The 21,567-nt window shown below is 65.6% G+C and carries 17 protein-coding genes and 1 pseudogene; 6 read left to right on the forward strand and 12 right to left on the reverse strand.

Annotated features, from left to right (window positions below; all coding sequences use genetic code 11):
• Positions 1 to 353: 353 nt before the first annotated feature.
• From AR540_RS03475 to AR540_RS03525, 11 genes and pseudogenes are all read right to left on the reverse strand, one after another.
• The gene (locus tag AR540_RS03475; protein ID WP_059226450.1) at positions 354 to 824 is read right to left on the reverse strand and encodes a helix-turn-helix domain-containing protein; all 471 of its coding nucleotides are present in this window, start codon (positions 822 to 824) and stop codon (positions 354 to 356) included.
• A gap of 319 nt (positions 825 to 1,143) precedes the next feature.
• Positions 1,144 to 1,563 (reverse strand): GNAT family acetyltransferase, encoded by a 420-nt coding sequence (locus AR540_RS03480; RefSeq protein ID WP_059226451.1) that lies wholly within the window; start codon positions 1,561 to 1,563, stop codon positions 1,144 to 1,146.
• A 330-nt stretch (positions 1,564 to 1,893) separates the two neighbouring features.
• A complete protein-coding gene (locus tag AR540_RS03485; RefSeq protein ID WP_059226452.1) occupies positions 1,894 to 2,904 on the reverse strand; it encodes a peptide ABC transporter ATP-binding protein in 1,011 nt (336 codons plus the stop codon).
• Complete coding sequence (locus AR540_RS03490) at positions 2,891 to 3,922, reverse strand: ABC transporter ATP-binding protein (RefSeq protein ID WP_059226453.1); 1,032 nt, start codon at positions 3,920 to 3,922, stop codon at positions 2,891 to 2,893. The genes AR540_RS03485 and AR540_RS03490 overlap by 14 nt, the downstream gene beginning before the upstream one ends.
• Entirely contained in the window at positions 3,919 to 4,830 is a 912-nt protein-coding gene (locus AR540_RS03495; RefSeq protein ID WP_059226454.1) for an ABC transporter permease subunit, read from the reverse strand. The genes AR540_RS03490 and AR540_RS03495 overlap by 4 nt, the downstream gene beginning before the upstream one ends.
• A gap of 22 nt (positions 4,831 to 4,852) precedes the next feature.
• Entirely contained in the window at positions 4,853 to 5,863 is a 1,011-nt protein-coding gene (locus AR540_RS03500) for an ABC transporter permease subunit (RefSeq protein ID WP_059226455.1), read from the reverse strand.
• A gap of 318 nt (positions 5,864 to 6,181) precedes the next feature.
• Positions 6,182 to 7,601 (reverse strand): annotated as a pseudogene (locus AR540_RS03505) (OprD family outer membrane porin).
• 146 nt (positions 7,602 to 7,747) lie between these two features.
• On the reverse strand, positions 7,748 to 9,340 hold the full coding sequence (locus AR540_RS03510) for an ABC transporter substrate-binding protein (RefSeq protein ID WP_059226456.1): 1,593 nt from the start codon (positions 9,338 to 9,340) through the stop codon (positions 7,748 to 7,750).
• A 43-nt stretch (positions 9,341 to 9,383) separates the two neighbouring features.
• A complete protein-coding gene (locus tag AR540_RS03515) occupies positions 9,384 to 10,982 on the reverse strand; it encodes an ABC transporter substrate-binding protein (protein ID WP_059226457.1) in 1,599 nt (532 codons plus the stop codon).
• A 71-nt stretch (positions 10,983 to 11,053) separates the two neighbouring features.
• A complete protein-coding gene (locus AR540_RS03520) occupies positions 11,054 to 12,652 on the reverse strand; it encodes an ABC transporter substrate-binding protein (RefSeq protein WP_059226458.1) in 1,599 nt (532 codons plus the stop codon).
• Between the two features lie 246 nt (positions 12,653 to 12,898).
• Positions 12,899 to 13,606, reverse strand: coding sequence for an SIMPL domain-containing protein (locus AR540_RS03525; protein WP_059226459.1), 708 nt, complete (start codon positions 13,604 to 13,606; stop codon positions 12,899 to 12,901).
• Between the two features lie 178 nt (positions 13,607 to 13,784).
• Between AR540_RS03525 and AR540_RS03530 the strand changes: the two genes are divergently transcribed.
• The 6 genes from AR540_RS03530 (at position 13,785) to AR540_RS03555 (ending at position 20,821) form a co-directional block, all read left to right on the forward strand.
• On the forward strand, positions 13,785 to 15,044 hold the full coding sequence (locus tag AR540_RS03530) for an ATP-binding protein (protein WP_059226460.1): 1,260 nt from the start codon (positions 13,785 to 13,787) through the stop codon (positions 15,042 to 15,044).
• A 16-nt stretch (positions 15,045 to 15,060) separates the two neighbouring features.
• Positions 15,061 to 15,621: a response regulator transcription factor gene (locus tag AR540_RS03535; RefSeq protein WP_059226461.1), complete on the forward strand. Its 561-nt coding sequence runs from the start codon at positions 15,061 to 15,063 to the stop codon at positions 15,619 to 15,621.
• Positions 15,622 to 15,946: 325 nt separating this feature from the next.
• Positions 15,947 to 17,680: an ABC transporter ATP-binding protein/permease gene (locus tag AR540_RS03540; RefSeq protein ID WP_059226462.1), complete on the forward strand. Its 1,734-nt coding sequence runs from the start codon at positions 15,947 to 15,949 to the stop codon at positions 17,678 to 17,680.
• Between the two features lie 82 nt (positions 17,681 to 17,762).
• A complete protein-coding gene (locus AR540_RS03545; protein ID WP_177339184.1) occupies positions 17,763 to 18,512 on the forward strand; it encodes a FadR/GntR family transcriptional regulator in 750 nt (249 codons plus the stop codon).
• A gap of 134 nt (positions 18,513 to 18,646) precedes the next feature.
• Positions 18,647 to 19,558, forward strand: a complete 912-nt coding sequence (gene kdgD / locus AR540_RS03550) for a 5-dehydro-4-deoxyglucarate dehydratase (RefSeq protein WP_059226464.1) — start codon at positions 18,647 to 18,649, stop codon at positions 19,556 to 19,558.
• Between the two features lie 228 nt (positions 19,559 to 19,786).
• Positions 19,787 to 20,821 carry an alginate lyase family protein gene (locus tag AR540_RS03555; RefSeq protein ID WP_059226465.1) on the forward strand — a complete coding sequence of 345 codons (1,035 nt, stop codon included), beginning with the start codon at positions 19,787 to 19,789 and terminating at the stop codon, positions 20,819 to 20,821.
• Here the strand turns inward: AR540_RS03555 and AR540_RS03560 are convergent, their stop codons facing one another.
• Entirely contained in the window at positions 20,822 to 21,220 is a 399-nt protein-coding gene (locus AR540_RS03560) for a septal ring lytic transglycosylase RlpA family protein (RefSeq protein WP_059226466.1), read from the reverse strand.
• Between the last annotated feature and the right edge of the window lie 347 nt (positions 21,221 to 21,567).

Here is a 21,567-nt window from a genome sequence, read left to right on the forward strand (position 1 = left end):
CTTCTTTCGCGCCGCCCGCAACTGCGACGAACCCGGCGGCACCCTGGTGCCCTACGCCGAGGTCCGCAAGCATCCGGGGCCATTGGTGGGATTGCTGCCCCGCTAAGCTAAGCTTAGGTTGGGTTGCGCGCAGCGAAGCCCAATAGCAAGGAACAGGTCTGGGGTGTTGGGACTCGACGATGGGTCGTCTCAGCCCAACCTACGGCGGTTGGTGGCACGCCCGCAGGTTGGCGCTGAGCGTATTGCAGCCCAACATCGCGGCCTGGCTCAGAAGTCTGACGGCCGGATGGCAGCGCTATGGCCGACTAGGCAGTTCAACTGCGCTTAATTCTGGTGCCCATCAGCGGCGTTCCCTATTTTCGCAAGAGCTTTTGCAGCCGGCCGTGCTGCCAAAGGGCGATCCTGTCGCGCAGGAAGAAGGTCTGGATGCCACGACCCAGCAACAGAATTCCCCAGATGACGGCGACCCACAGGGACCAGTGGCTCTCAGGCGAGGTCGTGCGATTGAGCACGTAGAGAAAGACGCAGATGACCAGGCCGCGCAGCACTTGCCAATAGAAGCCGATCTCGGCGGCTACCTGTTCACGGGCATTCGCGATCCGCTCGTCTGCGGCGGATCCCACCGCTTGAGTGGCCTGCCCTGTCAGGTCACCCACGCTGATTTCGAGGACGGCGGCCAAGGCGCTCAGCGTCTCCAGACTGGCCTGCTCGCCATTTTCGATGCGTTGCACCGTACGGGTGCTGATACCCGCGAGTTCGGCCAGCTGCTCTTGCGACCACGCCCGAGCCAGGCGGTGTTCCTTGATCTTGTTGGGCAGTTGCATGTCGGTTTCTCCAGCGGTGATAGACGAGCAAAAGCGTAGCCGCAGGGCCTGCTGTCCGACACGACGACAACCCGACAGCAGCCTGACAGCGGGGTGACAGGGACATGACCGCCTCGCTGGCAGGGGATTCGGAAGCCCGTCTCCTCTCAGGGTCCTGTCCATCCACTCCAGACAGGCTACACCCCGTGGATACCGTCTGGGCTGCCCCGTTACCCACCCTTGTATCTACGGTGGACGCTAGCCCGTAGCGTGGAAAACCGCGGAGCGTTTGCCACTGGCCGTGGGGCCCAGCGGCGGGTAGGGCTGTCCGTCATCCAATTTAATCGTCGGCGATCAGCCGCTTGCCCAGGGTGACGGCCTCAACCTCCGCATAGCCCAGTGCCACATAGAAGCCCGCCACTGCCGTGTTCTCGCGGCGCACCATCAGCTGCAGCTTGGGGCAGCCCCGTTCGATCAGCAGGCGCTCGGCGGTCTCCACCAGGCGCCGGGCATGGCCGCGGCGCCGATGCTCCGGTGCCACCGCCAGGTAATAGAGCCAGCCGCGATGACCGTCGTTGCCGATCATGGCGCTGGCCATCAGCACGCCGTCCACTTCGCCCACCAGGAACAGCTCCGGCTGCGCGGCGAGCTTGCGCTGGATGTCGCGGTAGGGATCGTTCCAGGGGCGGGTAAGGTCGCAGGCCTGCCAGAGGCTGACCACGGCCTCGGTATCGGCGGGCTGGAAGGGGCGGATGTGCATGGGGCTGGATCTCCATCGCGGCCATGGGCCGCTCCTACGGGTTACCTATGTCACTGTAGGAGCACTGTCTTATCGCCCGAGTCACTGAAGACGAGCGTCCGCTCCAAGCGCCCCCTCTCCCTTCGGGAGAGGGCTGGGGTGAGGGAGTCCTTCGCGGCGAACTCACCCGTGGAAAAGGCTGCGCCGTTTTCCACACTACGACCTGTAGGAGCGGCCCATGGCCGCGATAAGTGCTATGGCGTGGAAAACCGCAGCGCGTTTTCCAGCGGGTAGGCCTGCTGCCAGGATGCAGGCGGAGGAGACTGCGCCTGCCCCCGGCGTTGCCCATCCCTACAGGAAGTTCTCCGCATAGTGGCAGGCCACCTGGCGGGCTTCCACGTTGCGCAGGGCCGGCACCTCGGTCTTGCACTTCTCCGTGGCATAGGGGCAGCGACGGTGGAAGACGCAACCGGGTGGCGGGTCCAGTGGATTGGGCAGTTCGCCCTGGATGCGGATACGCGGCTTGCTCGGGTCCGGGTGCAGGCTCGGGGTGGCCGACAGCAGCATCTGGGTGTAGGGGTGCAGCGGCCGTTCGAACAGCAGGTCGCGGCTGGTCTTCTCGACGATGCAGCCGAGGTACATCACCATCACCTCATCGGCGATATGACGCACCACCGAGAGGTTGTGGGAGATGAACACATAGGCGGTCCGGTACTGCTGCTGCAGATCCATGAACAGGTTGAGCACCTGCGCCTGGATGGACACGTCCAGCGCCGAGGTCGGCTCGTCCGCTACCAGTACCCTGGGTTGCAGCATCATGGCGCGGGCCACGGCGATGCGCTGGCGCTGGCCGCCGGAGAACATGTGTGGATAGCGCTGGTAGTGCTCGGGCCGCAGACCCACCTGCTGCATCATCGCCTGCACCTTCTCGCGTCTTTCGCCGCGGGAGAGATCGGTGTTGATCTGCAGCGGCTCGGCCAGTTGGTCGCCGATCTTGCGCCGCGGATTGAGCGAGGCGTAGGGGTTCTGGAACACCATCTGCACCTCGCGGCGCAGTGCCTTGCGCCGGGCAGCGTCGGCCTGGGCGACGTCCTGGCCGCCGATCAGCAGGCTGCCGGCGGTGGGCTGTTCGATCAGGGTCAGGGCGCGGGCCAGGGTGGACTTGCCACAGCCGGATTCGCCCACCACGGCCAGGGTGCGCCCGGCCTGGAGATCGAAGGAGACGCCGTTGAGCGCCTTGACCGTGGCGCTGTCCTTGAACAGGCCGCGGGAGAGCTGGTAGTGCCGGGTCAGGTTCCGGGCTTCGAGGACGTTCCCCTGGGTAGCGGGGCTATCGAGGACGGTGGCTTCAGACGGCGCCATGGCGATCCTCCGGCAACTGGCTGGGTCGTTGATGTTCGGGCAGCACCTCGGGCGCCTCGCCCGGGCTGACATTGCGCGGGAAGAAGCAGCGCACCGCGCCGCGGTCGTAGGGTTCCAACGCCGGCCTCTCCTGGCAGCGCGGCTGTACATAGGGGCAGCGCGGGCTGAGCAGACAGCCGGCGGGACGGTCATAGCGACCGGGGACGATGCCCGGCAGGGTGTGCAGACGATCCGTCTGGCTGTGCTCGGGGATGGCCGCCAGCAGGGCTTCGGTGTAGGGGTGGGCGGGGGCGTCGAACAGGGTCGGCACCACGCCTTTCTCCACCGCCTGGCCGGCATACATCACCACCACGCGCTGGGCGGTCTCGGCTACCACGGCGAGGTCATGGGTGATGAGGATCAGGCCCATGCCCTCGTCGCGCTGCAGGTTGACCAGCAGTTCCATGATCTGCGCCTGGATGGTCACGTCCAGGGCAGTGGTGGGTTCGTCGGCGATCAGCAGGCGCGGCTCGGCGGCGATGGCCATGGCGATGGCCACGCGCTGGCTCATGCCGCCGGACAGCTGGTGCGGATAGGCACCCAGGCGGCTGGCGGCTGCCGGGATCTCGACCTTCTCCAGCAACTGCAGGGCGCGCTGGCGGGCGGCGGCGCCCTTGAGACCGAGGTGCTGGCGGATCACCTCTTCCAGCTGGAAGCCCACGGTATAGCTGGGATTGAGCGCCGTCATCGGGTCCTGGAAGACCATCGACAGCTCCTTGCCGATCAGGTGGCGCCGACGGCGGCCCTTGAGGCTGAGCAGGTCCTGGCCGTCGAAGTGCAGCCGGTCGGCGGTGATGCGGCCAGGGTGATCGACCAGGCCCATCACGGCCATCATGGTCACCGACTTGCCGGAGCCGGACTCACCGACGATGGCGACGATCTCGCCCTGATCCACCGTGAGATCGAGGCCTTCCACCACCGGCGGGGCGTCGGTGCCGCCGAAGCGCACCGAGAGGTTCTGGATTTCGAGGAGGCTCATGACTGCACCTTCAGACGCGGATCGAGGGCATCGCGCAGGCCGTCGCCCATCAGGTTGATGGCCAGCACGGTGAAGAGGATGGCGAGGCCCGGCAGGGTCACCACCCACCAGGCGCGCTCGATGTAGTCGCGGGCCGAGGCCAGCATGGTGCCCCACTCGGGGGTGGGCGGCTGCACGCCAAGGCCGAGGAAGCCCAGGGCGGCGGCATCGAGGATCGCCGAGGAAAAGCTCAGGGTGGCCTGGACGATCAGCGGCGCCATGCAGTTGGGCAGCACGCTGACGAACATCAGCCGCAACGTGCCGGCGCCGGCCAGCCGCGAGGCGGTGACATAGTCGCGATGCAACTCGCCCATCACCGCGGCGCGGGTCAGGCGCACGTAGGAGGGCAGCGAGACCACGGCGATGGCCACCACGGTGTTGATCAGGCCTGGGCCGAGGATGGCGACGATGGCCACGGCCAGCAGCAGCGAGGGCAGCGCCAGCATGATGTCCATCAGGCGCATGATCACCGGGCCCGCGCGATTGGGCGAGAAGCCGGCGACCAGCCCGAGCAGGATGCCCGGGATCAGCGAGAAGACCACCGAGGCGAGACCGATCAGCAGCGACAGCCGGGCGCCGTGGATCAACCGGCTGAGGATGTCGCGGCCGAGCTCGTCGGTCCCCAGGAGGAACTGGCGGGTGCCGCCTTCCAGCCATAGCGGGGGGGTGAGCATGAAGTCGCGGAACTGCTCGCTGGGCGCATGGGGCGCGACCCAGGGCGCGAAGAGTGCGCAGAAGACCACGATAACCATGAAGACCAGTCCGCCCAGGGCGCCCTTGTTGCGGGCGAAGGCGTGCCAGAACTCCTTGAAGGGAGAGGGGTAGAGGGCGCTCGGGTCTTGAGCGGCCGGGGTGTTTACCGTTGTCATAGGCTCTGTCCGTGCGGGCGCATCAACGCTGGTGGCGGATGCGCGGGTTGACCAGGCCGTAGAGGATGTCCACGACGAAATTGACCAGGATGACCAGGGTGGCGATCAGCAGGATGCCGTTCTGCACCACCGGGTAGTCCCGGGCGCCGATGGCCTCGATCAGCCACTTGCCGATGCCGGGCCAGGAGAAGATGGTCTCGGTCAGCACCGCGCCGGAGAGCAGGCTGCCCACCTGCAGGCCGAGCACCGTCAGCACCGGGATCAGGGCGTTGCGCAGGGCATGGACGAAGACCACCCGCTTGGGCGACAGGCCCTTGGCCCGGGCCGTGCGGACGTAGTCTTCACGCAGCACCTCGAGCATGGCCGAGCGGGTCATGCGGGCGATCACCGCCAGGGGGATGGTGCCCACCACGATGGCCGGCAGGATCAGGTGCTTGAGCGCATCGAGGAAGGCGCCGGGCTCGTCGGAGAGCAGGGTGTCGACGAGCATGAAGCCGGTGCGCGGCGGGATGTCGTAGAGCAGGTCCAGGCGGCCGGAGACCGGGGTCCAGCCGAGTTGTACCGAGAACAGCATGATCAGCAGCAGGCCCCACCAGAAGATCGGCATCGAGTAGCCGGTCAGGGCCACGCCCATCACCCCGTGGTCCACCGTGGTGCCGCGCCTCAGGGCGGCGAGGATGCCGGCCAGCACGCCGAACACCGTGGCGAACAGCATGGCCGCCACCGAGAGTTCCAGGGTGGCCGGGAACAGGGTCAGGAATTCATCCCAGACCCCGACGCGACTGCGCAGGGATTCGCCAAGGTTGCCCTGGGCGAGATTGCCGATGTAGTCGAAATACTGCTGGTACAGGGGCTTGTCGAGGCCCAGGCGGTGCATAGCTTCGGCGTGCATCTGCGGATCGACGCGGCGTTCGCCCATCATGACCTCCACCGGATCGCCGGGGATGAGGCGGATCAGGGCGAAGGTCAGCAGGGTGACGCCAAAGAACGTCGGTATCAGCAGCCCGAAGCGACGGGCGATGAAGGCGAGCATCGGAGGGGGTGTCTCCTCTTGAGGCTGATCAAGACGGCGCGAGTACGTGCCCGGCCGCGTTTTTGGATGAGACCTTGTGGGTCTCCATTCATCCTTGAAGGCGCCATCCTGGCGCTGGACGAGCGATGCCTGATAACGGCGCCTCGTTCGTTCCTACTGAAACTGTCGAAGAGCGCTCTGGAACGGCGCTGCAAGCCCGGCAGGTTACCACGTCGCCCGCGCTGTCGACATCCTCGACATAGCCCGGGCTTCGCCGGTGTTCGCTACGCGATCCCGGCCAGATGCCGGGCGCTTCGCTGAATCTGCCGGACCTGGCCATCACAGCAGGTTGAACGGCAGGGTGGAGACCAGGCGCAGTTCCTTCACGTTGCCGTCGATCTGGTTCTGGCTGGCGCGGTGATCGGTCAGCAGCAGGCGGAAGCGACTGTCCTTGAGGGCGCCCTGCTGCACCTTGTAGGTGGTGATCAGGCCGATCTCGTGGTGCTTCTCACCGTCCTGCTGCAGGACCTCGGCATAGTTGGCGAACTTGCCGGCGCCGGCGTCGTAGTGGGTGCCGTCGATGTCCCAGCCCTTGGCGTACCAGAGGCCGGTGCTCAGACCGGGCACGCCGAAATAGCTCCAGTCGGTCTCGTAGCGGATCTGCAGCGACTTCTCGTTGGGGCCGTTGTAGTCCGAGACCAGGGAGTTGGCCAGGTAGATGGCGGCCGTCTCGTGGGCGTAGTCGAAGTACTCGTTGCCGTCGATCTGCTGGTAGGCCAGGGTCAGGCTGTGGGCCTGGTGGCTGCCGGTGAACGCCAGGCTCCAGGCGGTGTTGTCGATGTCGCCGGCCTTGGCGCTGCCGGCGTCGAGGGTACGATAGGCGTTGGCCACTGCCTTCCAGGCGAAGGTGTCCAGGTTGCCACCGGCCTGGGTCAGGCTCAGGAAGTACTGATTCCAGACGTCCTCGAAATTGGCGCCATAGACGCTGACCTCCCAGCCCTGGGGCAGCTTGTAGTTGCCGCCGAGGAAGCTCAGGCGATCGGCCGTGACCTCGCGGGTGCCGTACTCGGTGGTCCACTTCTCGTCGCCGGCGCCGGTCCGCGGGCTCACCCGGGTGAAGGTCCCGCCCTGCAGCGAGAGGTTGTCCCACTCGTCGCTGGTGAAGGCCAGGCCATCGAAGCTGGAAGGGAAGGGGCGGTTGTCGTTGTAGCTGATCACCGGGGTGTCGAGCATGAAGCGGCCGACCTTGAGCTCGGTGTTGGAGATCCGCATCCGCGCATCGGCGATGCCCAGCTTGGACCACTCGGCATGGCCCTCGCCGTCGGCGTTGGCCAGGGTGCGGTTGCCGCCACCGCCGATGCGGCCTATTGCCGCGCTCCAGGTTGGTGGCCTGGTAGCCGGCCACGTCGAGGCCGAAGCCCACGGTGCCCTGGGTGTAGCCGGAGCTGTACTTGAGCGCCGTGGCCTGGACCCAGGTGTTGCGGGAATGGGTGCGGACCCGGGTGCCGTTCTTTCCGTAGCTGAAGATGGGGTCGGAGCTGGTCTCGCGGGAGAAGAAGTTGCGCGTGGTCAGGGTCAGGCTGTCATCGGCGAGAAAGCCCTTGGCGCCTTCCTGGCCCTTCACCGGCTTCTGCACGTTGGGCAGGGTCTGCACCTCGTTGGCGTAGCTGGGATCGGTCGGCGCCGGGGACTGGGCGTGGGCGGCCAGGGCCAGGGTCAACAGGGAGAGGGCGAGGCCGCCACGGTGGACGTTGGTCATCGGTTGTGCTCCAAAGCGATCGTGTTTTCTGGTTGTCTGGGCATTTTTCGGCCAGCCGGACCCGCCGCGCCGAGAAACGGCACGCAGCGGGACGGCAGCGGAGGCCGGGCCGCCCGGGCCCGGTTCGGTTCGGCGTCAGGCGCCGGTCAGTCGAGGGTCACCGTGGAGAAGTCGTAGACCCCCAGCGGGCTCTGGACATAGCCCTGCACCTTGGGTTGCAGGACGTCGGTGAACAGCGGATGTGCCAGCGGAATCCACGGCATCTGCTGGTGGAAGATCTGCTGGGCCTGCTCGTAGAGGGCGGCGCGCTGGGCCGGATCGTTGATGCGCTTGGCCTTCTCGATGGCGCCGTTGAAGGCCTTGTCGCACCAGAACGAACGGTTTTCACCGCTCTGTGCCGCCGAGCAACTCAGGTTGTTGGTGAGGAAGTTGTCCGGATCACCGTTGTCGCCGGTCCAGCTCGCCATCATCAGGTCATGTTCGCCGGCCTTGGTGCGCTTCATGAATTCGCCCCACTCGAACTGGGTGATCTCGGCCTTGATGCCGATCTTGGCCAGGTCGCCCTGGATCAGCTGGGCCACCAGTGCCGGGCTGCCACCTGGGCCGCTGCCGGTGCTGATGTAGTACTTGAGGGTGAAGCCATCGGCGTAGCCGGCTTCCTTGAGCAGCGCCTTGGCCTTCTCCAGGTCATGGGGCCAGGGCTTGATGTCCTTGGCGTAGCCCAGCAGCGAAGAGGGGTAGGGATTGATCGCTGGCTTGGCGCCGCCCTCGCCGAACACTGTCTTCAGGTAGTTCTGCTGGTCGAAGGCCATGGCCATGGCCTGGCGCACCCGCACGTCGTTCAACGGCTTGTGCTGGGTATTCAGCGCCAGGTAGGAGGTGGTCTGGCTTTCCACCTGGGCCAGCTTGATCTGCTTGTCCTGTTTCAGCATCGGCACATCCTGCGGCTTGACCGTCAAGCCGATCTGGCACTCGTTGTTGCGCACCCGCTGGATGCGCACATTGGGGTCCAGGGTCACCGCCAGCACTAGGCCATCCAGCTGCGGCTTCTTGCCGAAGTAGTCCGGGTTGACCTTGTAGCGGGTGTTGGAATCCTTGGCGTAGCGCTGGAAGACGAAGGGACCGGTGCCGATGGGCTTCTGGTTGATGTCGTCGGTCTTCTTGCTGGCCAGCAGGCTGTCGGCGTACTCCTTGGACAGGATCGAACCGAAAGCCATGGCCAGGTCGGCGAGGAAGGGCGCCTCGGGCTGGTTGAGGGTGAAGCGCACGTGCTGGTCGTCCACCTTCTCGATGGACTTGATCAGGGTACCCATCTCCATGGCCGCGGCGTAGGGGTAGCCGCTGGGGGAGAGGTTGTACCAGGGGTTGTTCTTGTCGAGCATGCGCTCGAAGCTGAACACCACGTCGTCGGCGTTGAGGTCGCGGGTGGGCTTGAAGTACTCGGTGGTGTGGAATTTCACCCCCTGGCGCAGCGCGAAGGTGTACTGCAGGCCATCCGGGGATACCTCCCAGCTTTCCGCCAGGCCGGGTTCCAGCTCGGCGCTGCCCTGCTTGAATTCCACCAGGCGGTTATAGAGCGGCGTAGCCGAGGCGTTGAAGGTGTAGCCCGAGGTGTAGCGCCCCGGATCGAAGCCTTCCGGGTTGGCCTCGGTGCAGACCACCAGGGGACGGGCGAAGGCCGCATTGGCGGTCAGGCAGAGCAGGGCGGCGAGCGATAGGGAAAAGAGTGGCTTGGACACGAAAGGCTCCTCGTGAAAGGCCCGCCGGGCGGGCCGGACAGGGTCAGCGGTCGAGGCTTACACCATAGAAACCGGTGACGCCGAAGGGATTGATCTTGAAGCCCTGCACCTCCTGGCGCATGGGCTGGGACACCACCGAATGGGCCATGGGACTCACCGGCATCTGCTGGCGGATGATCTGCTGCGCCTGCTCGTAGAGGCGGGTGCGCTCGGCGCGATCGTTGCTGGTCTTGGCCTTCCGGATCAGGGCGTCGTAGTCCTGGTCGCACCAGCGCGCATAGTTGCTGCCGCCGATGGCGCTGCAGCCGTAGAGCACGCCGAGCCAGTTGTCCGGATCGCCGTTGTCGCCGGTCCAGCCGTAGGTCAGCACATCGTGTTCGCCGGCCTTGGCGCGCTTGATGTATTCGCCCCATTCGTAACTGACGATCCTGGCCTTGATGCCGACCTTGGCCCAATCCTGCTGGATCATCTGCGCCGACTGACGGGCGTTGGGGTTGGAGGCGCGCTGCACCGTCATGGCCCAGAGGGCGATCTCGGTGCCGTCCTTGATCCCGGCCTGCTTGAGCAGGGCACGGGCCTTCTCCGGATCATAGGGCGCGCCCTTGATACGCTTGTCGTAGGACCACTGCGTCGGCGGGATCACGTTCTGCGCCACCTGGCCGGCCCCCTGGAAGACGGTGTCGACGATGGCCTGCTTGTTGATGGCCATGTCCAGGGCACGCCGTACCTCGGGCTTGTCCAACGGCGGGTGCTGGACGTTGTAGGCGAGGAAGCCGACGTTGAAGCCCGGCTGCTGCAGCACCTTCAGGTGCGGATCCTGCTTCATCTCCACCAGGTCGGCCGGGCGCGCATAGCCGCTGACCTGGCACTCGTTGGCCTTGAGCTTCTGCAGGCGGGTGGCGGCGTCGGGGGTGATGGCGAAGATCAGGTTGTCGAGCTTGACGTCCTCGGGCTTCCAGTAGTCGTGGTTGCCCTTGAAGCGGATCACCGCATCCTTCTGGTAGCGGCTGAAGACGAAGGGCCCGGTGCCGATGGGCTGCTGGTTGAGCAGCTCCGGCTTGCCCTCCTTGAGCAGCTGGGCGGCGTACTCGGCCGATTGGATGGAGGCGAAGCTCATCGCCAGGTCGGCGGCGAAGGCGGCGTCGACCTGGTTCAGGGTGAAGACCACCGTGTGGTCGTCGAGCTTGGCCACCTTGGCGATGTTCTGGTCCAGCCCCATGTCGGTGAAGTAGGGGAATTCGGTGGGATAGGCCTTACGGAACGGCTGCTGCTTGTCGAGCATGCGCTGGAAGGTGAATACCACGTCGTCGGCGTTGAAGTCGCGCGTGGGCTTGAAGTAGTCGGTGGTGTGGAACTTCACGCCCTGGCGCAGATGAAAGGTGTAGGTCTTGCCATCGGCACTCACCTCCCATTGGGTCGCGAGACCCGGTTCCAGGGTGGTGCCGCCGCGCTGGAACTGCACCAGGCGGTTGAAGACCGTCTCGGCCGAGGCGTCGAACTCGGTGCCCGAGGTGTATTGCGCCGGATCGAAACCGGCGGGGCTGGCTTCCGAGCAGTAGACGAGATTGCTCGCCGCCTGGGCGAGCGGGGCACAGGCGAGCAGGCTCGCCGCCAGCAAGGAGTAGGCGTAGGGAAGGCGCATGGGGGTTCACTCCATCAGTCAAATGAACGGCCAAGGCCGGGAGCCTGGCTCCCGACCCTGACCAACAGGCTTCACTTGCTGACGCTGACGCCGTAGAACTGGTTCAGTCCGAAGGGGCTGATCTTGAAGCCCTGGACCTCTTTGCGCATGGGCATATAGAGGGTCGAATGGGCGATGGGCGCCAGAGGGCGCTGCTCCATGATGACCTTCTGGGCCTGCTGGTAGAGCTCGGTCCGTTTGGCCTGGTCGGTGGTGCGCTTGGCGGCCTGGATCAGATCCTCATAGGGCTTGTAGCACCACATGGAGAAGTTGTTGCCGCCGACCGCGTCGCAACCGAAGTTGGTGCCCAGCCAGTTGTCCGGATCACCATTGTCGCCGCTCCAGCCGATCAACAGGCTGTCGTGTTCACCGTTGTGGGCACGCTTGATGTACTCGCCCCATTCGTAGCTGACGATCTTGGCCTTGACGCCGACCTTGGACCAGTCCTGCTGGATCATCTCGGCCATCAGCCGCGCATTGGGGTTGTAGGGGCGCTGCACCGGCATGGCCCAGAGGGTGATCTCGGTGCCTTCCTTGACGCCGGCCTTTTCCAGCATGGCCTTGGCTTTGGCTGGATCGTAGGGCACCGCCTTGATCGAGGTGTCATAGGACCATTGGGTCGGCGGCATGGCGTTGACCGCCTCCTGACCAGCCCCCTGGTAGACGGTATCGATAATGGCCTTCTTGTTGATGGCCATATCCAACGCCTGGCGCACCTCGACCTTGTCCAGCGGCGCATGCTTGACGTTGAAGCCCAGCCAGCCTTCGTTGAAACCCGGCTGCGAGGGCATTTGCAGGTTGGGATCCTTCTTCAGGCCTTCCAGATCCGCGGGTCGTGGGTAGGCGGTGATCTGGCACTCGCCGGCCTTGAGCTTCTGCATCCGTACCGAGGGATCGGTATTGATGGAGAAGATCAGGTTATCCACCTTGGGGCCGTCTTCTTTGTCCCAGTAGCTGGGGTTGGCCTTGAAACGGATCACCGCGTCCTTCTGGTAGCGGTTGAAGACGAAGGGACCGGTACCGACTGGCTTCTGGTTGATCTCGGCGGCCTTGCCCTGCTTGAGCAATTGATCGGCGTACTCGGCGGAAAGAATAGAAGCGAAGGGCATGGCGACGTTCTGCAGGAAGGCGGCGTCGACGTCGTTCAGGGTGAAGCGTACGGTGTGCTCGTCGACCTTCTCGACCTTGGCAATGTTCTTGTCCAGGCCCATGTCGGTGAAGTAGGGGAATTCGGTCGGATAGGCCTTACGGAACGGATTGTTCTTGTCCAGCATGCGCTGGAAGGTGAAGACCACGTCGTCGGCATTGAAGTCGCGGGTGGGCTTGAAGTAGTCGGTGGTGTGGAATTTCACCCCCTGACGCAGGTGGAAGGTGTAGGTCTTGCTATCGGGGCTGATGTCCCAGCGCTCGGCCAGACCGGGCTTCACCTGGGTACCGCCGCGCTCGAACTGGACCAGTTCGTTGAATACGGTCTCCGCTGAGGCATCCCAGTCTGTACCGGTGGTGTATTGCGCCGGATCGAATCCGGCCGGGCTGCCTTCCGAGCAGAACACCAGATTGGCCGCCTGGGCCAGGGGTGCCCCGGCCAGCAGACCGGAGGCGAAAAGGGCAGCGAGTACGTTCTTGTGCATGGAGACCTCATGTCGGGGACGGCGCAACCGGGTGTGGCGTTGCGAAACGAATTGCCGATGTCTTGTGGACAGATAGGCCCACATGCACAGCCTGTGCCCATCTCCAACCTCTGGTGGGGCTATTGGCGCGAGACGACCCAAACGAAAAAGAGATGTCGCAAAGGTGTAAGAAGGTTTGCCCAGGCATTGTCTCCGTGCGCACCAAAAGTGCGCGCAGAGACAGCGATGTTACTTTTCTGCACTGGATCAGGGCATCTGTACCTCGATGGTCCCTCCCGCGGTGACTTCGACCGTGGTGGTGCCGGGTGCGACATCCGGAGTCACGGCGTCGCTGGCGGCCTTCATCGCCGACATGCGCAGCATCGGCAACGGCTGGGGAACGCCGCTGGTGCCCAGGTCGAGGTTGACGATGCGGTAGCCGGAACCGCCCAGGGCCTCGGTCGCCAGTTGAGCGCGGGCCTTGAAGGCCGCCACGGCGTCCTTGAACAGGGCATCTTCCTGCTGCTTGCGCGTGCCATCGGCGATGGTGAACTGCAGGTTGCCCATCTTCAGGCTGCCGAGCAGTTCCCCGGTCAACTTGGACAGGGCGGCGAAATCCGCGCTTTCCAGGCGTACCTCGCCACGCTCGCGCCAGCCATTGATGGCCCGGCCCTGCTCCTCGTAGAGCGGATAGGTGTTGCGGTTGCCCAGGGAGACGGTCACGCCCGCCACCTTGCGTGCCTGCTCCAGGGCCGCGTTCAGGGTCTTGCTCGTCTCGTTGGCCAGCGCCGCCGGGTCCTGGCCCTGGCTTTCGGTATAGAGCATGACCTGCATGCGATCGCGCGGCACTTCGCGGCTGACCTCGGCCCTCAGGCTGATCTGGTTGTAGCGCGGCTCGTCGGCCTGGACGCCGGTGGCCAAGATGGCGCTGAACAGGGCGGCGCCGAAGACGAGGGGGCGAAGCGGAAAGGTCATGGTGTTCTCCTAGTGGTGTTGCGCAAGCTCTGGGACCGCAGGGCCGGGCGATGGTGCGTCGCTTTGCCGCGTCGGCGGTCGAGGGCGGATAGCGCTCGCTATAATGGCGAGTCTGCTCCGACGGGCGCGCGCCGCTGGCGACGACCGTCTCGATCGTTTCCTGCGCCTGGAACCTCGCATGTTCTCCTTGCCCGTTCAATGGTTGTCCGCCAATCGCCAGAATCTCGGGCGCCTGGTCCTCATCCGCGTGCTGGTGCTGGCCGCCCAGGCCGGCTCGGTGGGCATCGCCCGACTCTCCGGCATCGTCGAGCTGCCCTGGACCGCCCTGGCCATCACCCTCGGCGTCTCGGCGGTGCTCTGCCTGTTCGCCGCCCTGCGGCTGACGCGCTCTTGGCCGGTCACCGAGCAGGAATACGCCGCGCACCTGGGCTGCGACCTGGCCATTCACAGCGCACTGCTCTATTTCGCCGGCGGCCCGACCAACCCCTTCGCCTCCTATTACCTGGTGCCTCTGACCATCGCCGCGGCGACGCTGCCCTGGCTCTACACCCTGGTTCTCGCCGCCCTGACCCTGACGGTCTTCTCCCTGATGCTGCTGTCCTACCAGCCGCTGCACCTGCTGGTGGCCAACGACGGCGCGGTGCTGAGCTACGGCATGTGGCTGAGCTTCGCCCTCTCGGCGGCGGTCATCACCCTGTTCGTGGCGCGGATGGCGGCCGCCCTGCGGGAGCAGGAGAGCCTGCAGGCCCAGCGCCGCGAGCAGGCCATGCGCGATCAGCAGCTGCTGGCCGTGGCCACCCAGGCCGCCGGGGCCGCCCACGAGCTGGGTACGCCGCTGTCCACCATGAGCGTGCTGCTCAAGGAGCTGCAGCAGGAGTACGCCGGCCAACCGACGCTGAGCGAAGACCTCAAGCTGTTGCAGACCCAGGTCGGCCAGTGCAAGCAGACCCTGCAGCAACTGGTACGCGCCGCCGAGGCCGATCGCCGCCAGACCGTGCAGGAGCAGACCGCCGTGGAATGGCTGGAAGCGACCATGGATCGCTGGCACCTGATGCGTCCGGAGGCCACCTATAGCTTCGAGGTGGCCAGCCTCGGCGCGCCGCCGCGGCTGACGCCGCCGGTCGAACTTACCCAGGCGCTGCTGAATCTACTCAACAACGCCGCCGACGCCTGCCCGGAGAACCTCGGCATCCGGCTGCACTGGGACGCCCGCGAACTGTGCCTGTCGATTCGCGACCACGGTGCTGGCGTGCCTCTGGCCATCGCCGAACAACTCGGCAAACCCTTTTTCACCACCAAGGGCAAGGGCTTCGGTCTGGGCCTCTTCCTCAGCCAGGCCAGCGTGACCCGCGCCGGCGGCACCGTGAAGCTCTACAATCACGAAGAAGGCGGCACCCTGACCGAATTGCGCCTGCCGCGGCACTACGCCCTGGCGTGAATGCCTGGAGACTTGCATGACTGACGAACTCAACAGCGGTTTCGACGACCAGCCCCACATCCTGCTGGTCGATGACGATCCTACCTTCACCCGCGTCATGGCCCGCGCCATGGACCGCCGTGGCCTGCGCGTGTCCATCGCCGACAGCGCCGAGGAAGGCCTGCAGCTGGCCAAGGAGGACCTGCCGGACTACGCCGTGCTGGACCTGAAGATGGAAGGCGATTCGGGCCTGGTGCTGCTGCCGCAGCTCCTGGAGTTGCACCCGGAGATGCGGGTGGTGATCCTCACCGGCTACTCCAGCATCGCCACTGCGGTGGAAGCCATCAAGCGCGGCGCCACCAATTACCTGTGCAAACCCGCCGATGCCGACGACGTCCTCGCGGCCCTGCTGGCCCAGCACGCCGATCTCGACACCCTGGTGCCGGACAATCCCATGTCCGTGGATCGCCTGCAGTGGGAGCACATCCAGCGGGTACTGGCCGAGCACGAAGGCAACATCTCGGCTACCGCCCGCGCCCTGGGCATGCACCGCCGTACGCTGCAGCGCAAGCTGCAGAAGCGCCCGGTACGCCGCTGAGAACCTATTCGAAGTCGGCTGCGCGTCGGCCAACCAGCGTTGAAAAGACCCTGGGTCGCCAGCCCCACCTGGGCGGCCCCGTCGCAATGCTCATTTACCGCTCGTAAATCCGGGCGCGAGTCCGATCCGCTTCCCCAGGTCTTTTCGTGGGGCCGCCCAAGCCTTGTTTGGCCTAGCTCGCGCGACTTGAACAGGCTCCTCCTTCTCGCCATCGCCCAGGGTGCCGTGGGCGATAAACTGTTACATTGTTTCAGTCAGAATTCGTTCAGGCATTCCGGCATAGGCTGTGCAGGCGTCTCGTCGTGCAGTCCTTGAGAGTCCGAGCATGTCCGAATCCGCCGTACCCGTACCCTCCGTCTATGGGGCTTCCCGTGGACACTTCCTCGCCCGTGTCTGGGCCCTGATCACTCCCTACTGGCGCAGCGAAGAGAAGGGCAAGGCCTGGCTCCTGCTCGGCGTGGTGATCGCCCTGTCCCTGGCAGGGGTCGGCCTGTCCGTCGCCCTGAACACCTGGTATCGCTATTTCTACGATGCCCTGCAGAATCGCGATCTCGCCGCCTTCATCCGGCTGATGCTGTATTTCTGCGGCCTGGCCGCCACCGCCATCCTGCTGGCCGTGTACCGGCTCTACCTGACCCAGGCGCTGACCATCAACTGGCGGCGCTGGCTGACCGAACAGCACTTCGGCCTCTGGCTGTCCGACCGCAACTACTACCAGCTGGAACGCGAAGGCGGCGCCGACAACCCCGACCAGCGCCTCACCGAGGACATCCGCGACTTCGCCGACACCACCCTGAGCCTGGGGCTGGGCTTCATCCGTACCGTGGTCAGCCTGGTGTCCTTCAGCGTCATCCTGTTCGGCATCTCCGGCGACATCACCCTGTTCGGCATCACCATCCCGGCCTACATGTTCTGGGCCGCGCTGATCTACGCCACCATCGGCACCTGGCTGACCCACCTCATCGGGCGCCGGCTGATCGGCCTGTACAACCAGCAGCAACGCTACGAGGCGGACCTGCGCTTCGGCCTGATCCGTGTCCGCGAAAAGGCCGAGAGTGTCGCCCTGTTCCGCGGTGAGGCCAACGAGCATCGGCGCCTGCTGGATCGCTTCGGCTATGTCTGGGGCAACTACCACCTGGTGATGAACTACACCAAGCGGCTGACCTTCTTCACCGCCGGCTACAGCCAGATCGCCATCATCGCCGGCTTCGTCCTGGCGGCACCGCGCTATTTCTCCGGCAAGATCCAGCTGGGTGACCTGATGCAGATCAACTCGGCCTTCGGTAACGTCCAGGAGAGCCTCAGCTGGTTCGTCGACGCCTACGTCAGCCTGGCCGGCTGGCGCGCCGTTTCCGATCGTCTGCTCACCTTCCGCGAGACCATGGCCGAATTCGGCCAGGAGACCGACATCCTGGTACCTCGCACCAGTGACAATGACCTGGTCCTGGAGGGCCTCACCCTGGGCGCCGCCGGCCGCCTGCTGCTGCACCCCACCGACCTGCGCATCGCCCGGGGCGAGCATCTGTTGATCGAGGGTGCCTCGGGAAGTGGCAAGAGCACCCTGCTGCGCGCCCTGGCCGGACTCTGGCGGCAGGGGCAGGGCGGTATCGCCGTGCCGGGTGGGCGCCAACTATTCCTGCCGCAGCAACCCTATCTGCCCATCGGCACCCTGCGCGAGGCGCTGGCCTATCCGCAGCCGGTGGAGGCCTACACCGACGAGCGCCTGACCGAGGTCCTGCAACAGTGTCGCCTGGGACACCTGGTCGAGCACCTGGATGAAAGTCGCCACTGGGAACGCACCCTGTCACCCGGTGAGCAACAGCGCGTGGCCCTGGCGCGGGCGCTGCTCTATGCCCCCGACTGGCTGTTCCTCGACGAAGCCAGTTCGGCGCTGAGCGAAGCGGACGAGCGGGCGCTCTACCAGCGGCTGCTCGCCGAGAATCCAGGGCTGACCCTGGTCAGCGTCGGTCATCGCCCGAGCCTGCGCGCCTATCACCAGCGACACCTGTTGCTGGAGGACCAAGAGCTGCGGGCCAGAGCGGTGGATGACTTGTCCTGATACGGACTGAGCGGTCTAAATGGGGCGTTCGGCGAAGGGGGGGTGCTATGATGAAAGTGTCACTTCAATTGGTACGAAATCCATGTCCGCGCCAACCGTAACCCGTCCCCGTAAAAGACCCCGCAGCCTGGCAGAAGAGGTGGTCGCGGTACTGATCCAGCAGATTGGCGATGGACAGTTCCAGCCTGGCGACAAGCTCCCCACGGAGTCGGCCATCATGCAGGCCCAGGGGGTGAGCCGTACCGTGGTCCGCGAAGCCATCTCCCGCCTACAGGCCGGGGGCTACGTGGAGACGCGTCACGGCATCGGCACCTTCGTCCTGGAACGGGTCGAGACGGTGCTGCCCATCGACCCGGCCACCATCACCACCCTCAAGGACGTCCTGGCGATGCTCGAGCTGCGCATCAGCCTGGAAGTAGAGGCGGCGGGCCTCGCCGCGCAACGGCGCTCGGCGGAGCAGTTGCAGCAGATGTGGGACCTGCTGGAAGCCATGCGCGCCGGCGTCGAGCAGCCCGATAGCGCCGTGAGTGCCGATCTGGAGCTGCACCTGCTGATCGCCCGCTCCACCGGCAATCGCTACTTCAGCGACATCATGGGCTACCTGGGCACGGTGCTCATCCCCCGTACCCGGCTGAATTCCGCCTACCTGGCCCATGACGATCAGCGGCGCTACCAGCAGCGTCTGGATGCCGAGCACGAGGCCATCGTCCAGGCCATCGAGGCTGGTGATGCGGAAGCCGCCGGTTCGGCCATGCGCCTGCACCTGAGCAACAGCCGCGAGCGTCTGCGCCGCGCCCATGCGGAAATGGAACGACAAGCGGAACAGGCCTGAGGAAGGGCGGCCAGGCCGCCCGCGGGACTTTTTTCATGGAGGGCTTGCCGCCCCCTTCGGATAGGTTGTACGATGACTTACAACAGGTCGCGGGTTGACCGCACCTCCGTACAATCCATGCCGAGGCATTCCAGATGACCCCACAAGAACTCAAACACGTCCTCTCCTCCGGTCTGCTGTCCTTCCCGCTGACCGACTTCGATGCCAACGGCGACTTCCGTGCCGACACCTATGCCAAGCGCCTGGAGTGGCTGGCTCCCTATGGCGCCACCGCCCTGTTCGCCGCGGGCGGCACCGGTGAGTTCTTCTCCCTGGAAGCCAGCGAATACCGCAGCGTCATCAAGACCGCCGTGGACACCTGCCAGGGCAGCGTGCCCATCCTCGCCGGCGTCGGCGGCTCCACCCGTCAGGCCATCGCCTATGCCCAGGAAGCCGAGCGCCTCGGCGCCAAGGGCCTGCTGCTGCTGCCGCACTACCTGACCGAAGCCAGCCAGGACGGCGTGGCCGCCCATGTCGAAGCCGTGTGCAAGTCGGTCAAGATCGGCGTGGTGGTCTACAACCGCAACGTCTGCCGCCTGCAGCCGCATCACCTGGAGCAACTGGCCGAGCGCTGCCCGAACCTGATCGGCTACAAGGATGGCCTGGGCGACATCGAGCTGATGGTCGCGATCCGCCGCCGCCTGGGCGATCGCTTCAGCTACCTGGGCGGCCTGCCCACCGCGGAAGTCTACGCCGCGGCCTACAAGGCGCTGGGCGTACCGGTCTATTCCTCGGCCGTGTTCAACTTCATTCCCAAGACCGCCGTGCAGTTCTACGAAGCCATCGCCCGTGACGACCACGAGGCGGTCGGCAAGCTGATCGACGACTTCTTCCTGCCCTACCTGGAAATCCGCAACCGTTGCGCCGGCTACGCCGTCAGCATCGTCAAGGCGGGCGCCAAGATCGCCGGCTACGATGCGGGCCCGGTACGGACGCCGCTGACCGACCTCAAGCAGGACGAGTACGAGCGCCTGGCCGCGCTCATGGACAAGCTCGGTCCCCAGTGAGTCTGGGCGGTCGCGACCGCCGCCGATAGCGTCTCGACCAAGCAGCCCGCGATCAGCATCCTGATCGCGGGCTGCTTGTCGTCCAGGGTGAATGGCGGACGATCCCTGCCTTGAGTCGCGTCTAAGGCTATCCTGCCAGACTGGTCGCCCACTCCGTGCGGCCCATGGCTGGAGAGGGGGGGCGGCCGCGCCGGTCCCGGGTCGACGTCCATACCGGGGATTCTCGCCTTGACCGCTGCCATCCTGTTTCTCGCCCTCGCCGCAAACCCGGGTAGCACCACCTGCCTGGCGGCCCGGCCACCTTCGGTCGCCGCGCTGACCCGGGCGGTGGCCCATCCGCCCGCTTCGGAGCCCCAGGCGTTGGCGGTCATCCATACCGAGGGGACCTTGCCCCACACGGGCATCCACGATGAGTCCGCCGCGGCCGTGCGGGATTTCGGCTACCTGCTCGATCTCGTCCTGGCCTGGCGGGATACCCACGACGTCGCGGCCCTGGCGCGGTTGGCGACCTACCTCGATGCCTGGGTACAGCGCTATCGACCGAGCTTCGACCCGATAGACGAGACGAACCTCGCCCATCTCATCGTCGCCTATCGCCTCACCGCAGCAGACCTTCCCGCGCCGACGGCCCAGCGTACCCGTGCCTTCATCCAGCAGCTGGCGCTGGGCTATCTGCAGCGAATGGAGGCACACCGTGGCGATGACAAGAGCGTCTGGAGCAACAAATGGCAGAGCCACAGGATCAAGCTGGTGACGCTGGCCGCCAGCGCCCTGAATGATCCGGCACTGTTCGCTCGGGCCCGCGCAGCCTTCGTCGCTCAGCTATCGGCCAATCTCAGGCCTGATGGCGAGTCGCGCGACTTTGCCGAGCGCGATGCCCTGCACTATGTCGTCTATGACCTCGAACCCCTGGTGCTGGCTGCGGCAGTGGCCCAGGGGCAGGGTGAGGACTGGTGGCGGCTGCCGGGCGCCGAAGGGCAAACCCTGGCCGCGGCGCTCGACTGGCTGCTGCCCTTCGTCCGGGGCCAGCGCCAGCATGAGGAATTCCGCCATTCGCAGGTGCGCTTCGATGCCCAGCGCGCTGCGGCGGGCCTACCCGGTTTCAGCGGCGTCTGGGACCCCAAAGGTGCCAAGGCGCTGTACTGGTCGGCGACTCTGCTCGATCCGCGCTATGTGGCCGTCGCCAGGCAGTTGGCTGAGGCGCCGCCCCGTGCCCTCTGGGCCTACGCCCCACCTTGTTCAGGTCAGGCAGGCCTGCGCTGATCAGTCCAGGCTGCGGATGCTGACCTTGGCCGTCCCGTCGGCCACCATGTCGAGGCGGTCGGCGGCGCTGCGCGAGAGATCGATCACGCGGCGGCGTACGGTCGGGCCGCGATCATTGATACGCACCACCACGCTGCGACCATTGGCGAGGTTGGTGACCTGGACGCGGGTGCCGAAGGGCAGGGTGCGATGGGCAGCGGTGAAGGCGGCGGGGTCGTACTTCTCGCCGCTGGCGGTGCGGCGCCCGGCGTGCCACTTGGAGTAGAAGGACGCAAGGCCAGTATCCTGGTAATCGTGGGCGGCGCTGGCGGACAGGGTAGGCGGGAAGCTTTCCTGGCTGGCGCAACCGGCGAACAGCAGGACCAGCGACAGCAGCCCGGCACGGTGGATCCGATGCATCTCTAATGCCTCCTGGCAAAACGACCGGCAGCAGCTTAAGGGATTAGTGTGGTGTTTCAGAAGTTGACTACACAATTTTGGCGGCGCTTTTTCGGCCGCGGCGGCGTTGCCACTCCTCGCCATAGCCCTGCTATGACTCGTCGCGGCGCCTAGCCCAATCGGAACGCCGAACCGCCAAAAAATCACTCGCCAATTCTTGCGCGAACTTCCGATACATCACACTAGGAGCGGGGCTGTCAGCCCCGCTCCATAACCCCTGGGTTCTGTACGAAAGATGCCCGCGCTCGGCGATGCTTCGTTGAAAAAGGCTTCGCCTGACCTCCGCTCGGCTGCTTTTCGTACAGGAC

Origin of the sequence: Pseudomonas sp. EpS/L25, assembly GCF_001512295.1 — a bacterium.
Classification (GTDB): Bacteria; Pseudomonadota; Gammaproteobacteria; order Pseudomonadales; family Pseudomonadaceae; genus Chryseomonas.

Excerpts from the sequence above, each read along its gene's own strand:
- AR540_RS03540 (WP_059226462.1), top strand. The coding sequence starts at position 15,947 with ATGTCCGAATCCGCCGTACCCGTACCCTCCGTCTATGGGGCTTCCCGT.
- AR540_RS03500 (WP_059226455.1), bottom strand. The coding sequence starts at position 5,863 with ATGCTCGCCTTCATCGCCCGTCGCTTCGGGCTGCTGATACCGACGTTC.
- AR540_RS03475 (WP_059226450.1), bottom strand. The coding sequence starts at position 824 with ATGCAACTGCCCAACAAGATCAAGGAACACCGCCTGGCTCGGGCGTGG.
- AR540_RS03535 (WP_059226461.1), top strand. The coding sequence starts at position 15,061 with ATGACTGACGAACTCAACAGCGGTTTCGACGACCAGCCCCACATCCTG.
- AR540_RS03545 (WP_177339184.1), top strand. The coding sequence starts at position 17,763 with ATGTCCGCGCCAACCGTAACCCGTCCCCGTAAAAGACCCCGCAGCCTG.
- AR540_RS03560 (WP_059226466.1), bottom strand. The coding sequence starts at position 21,220 with ATGCATCGGATCCACCGTGCCGGGCTGCTGTCGCTGGTCCTGCTGTTC.
- AR540_RS03525 (WP_059226459.1), bottom strand. The coding sequence starts at position 13,606 with ATGACCTTTCCGCTTCGCCCCCTCGTCTTCGGCGCCGCCCTGTTCAGC.
- AR540_RS03530 (WP_059226460.1), top strand. The coding sequence starts at position 13,785 with ATGTTCTCCTTGCCCGTTCAATGGTTGTCCGCCAATCGCCAGAATCTC.
- AR540_RS03520 (WP_059226458.1), bottom strand. The coding sequence starts at position 12,652 with ATGCACAAGAACGTACTCGCTGCCCTTTTCGCCTCCGGTCTGCTGGCC.
- AR540_RS03490 (WP_059226453.1), bottom strand. The coding sequence starts at position 3,922 with ATGAGCCTCCTCGAAATCCAGAACCTCTCGGTGCGCTTCGGCGGCACC.
- AR540_RS03515 (WP_059226457.1), bottom strand. The coding sequence starts at position 10,982 with ATGCGCCTTCCCTACGCCTACTCCTTGCTGGCGGCGAGCCTGCTCGCC.
- kdgD (WP_059226464.1), top strand. The coding sequence starts at position 18,647 with ATGACCCCACAAGAACTCAAACACGTCCTCTCCTCCGGTCTGCTGTCC.
- AR540_RS03480 (WP_059226451.1), bottom strand. The coding sequence starts at position 1,563 with ATGCACATCCGCCCCTTCCAGCCCGCCGATACCGAGGCCGTGGTCAGC.
- AR540_RS03485 (WP_059226452.1), bottom strand. The coding sequence starts at position 2,904 with ATGGCGCCGTCTGAAGCCACCGTCCTCGATAGCCCCGCTACCCAGGGG.
- AR540_RS03495 (WP_059226454.1), bottom strand. The coding sequence starts at position 4,830 with ATGACAACGGTAAACACCCCGGCCGCTCAAGACCCGAGCGCCCTCTAC.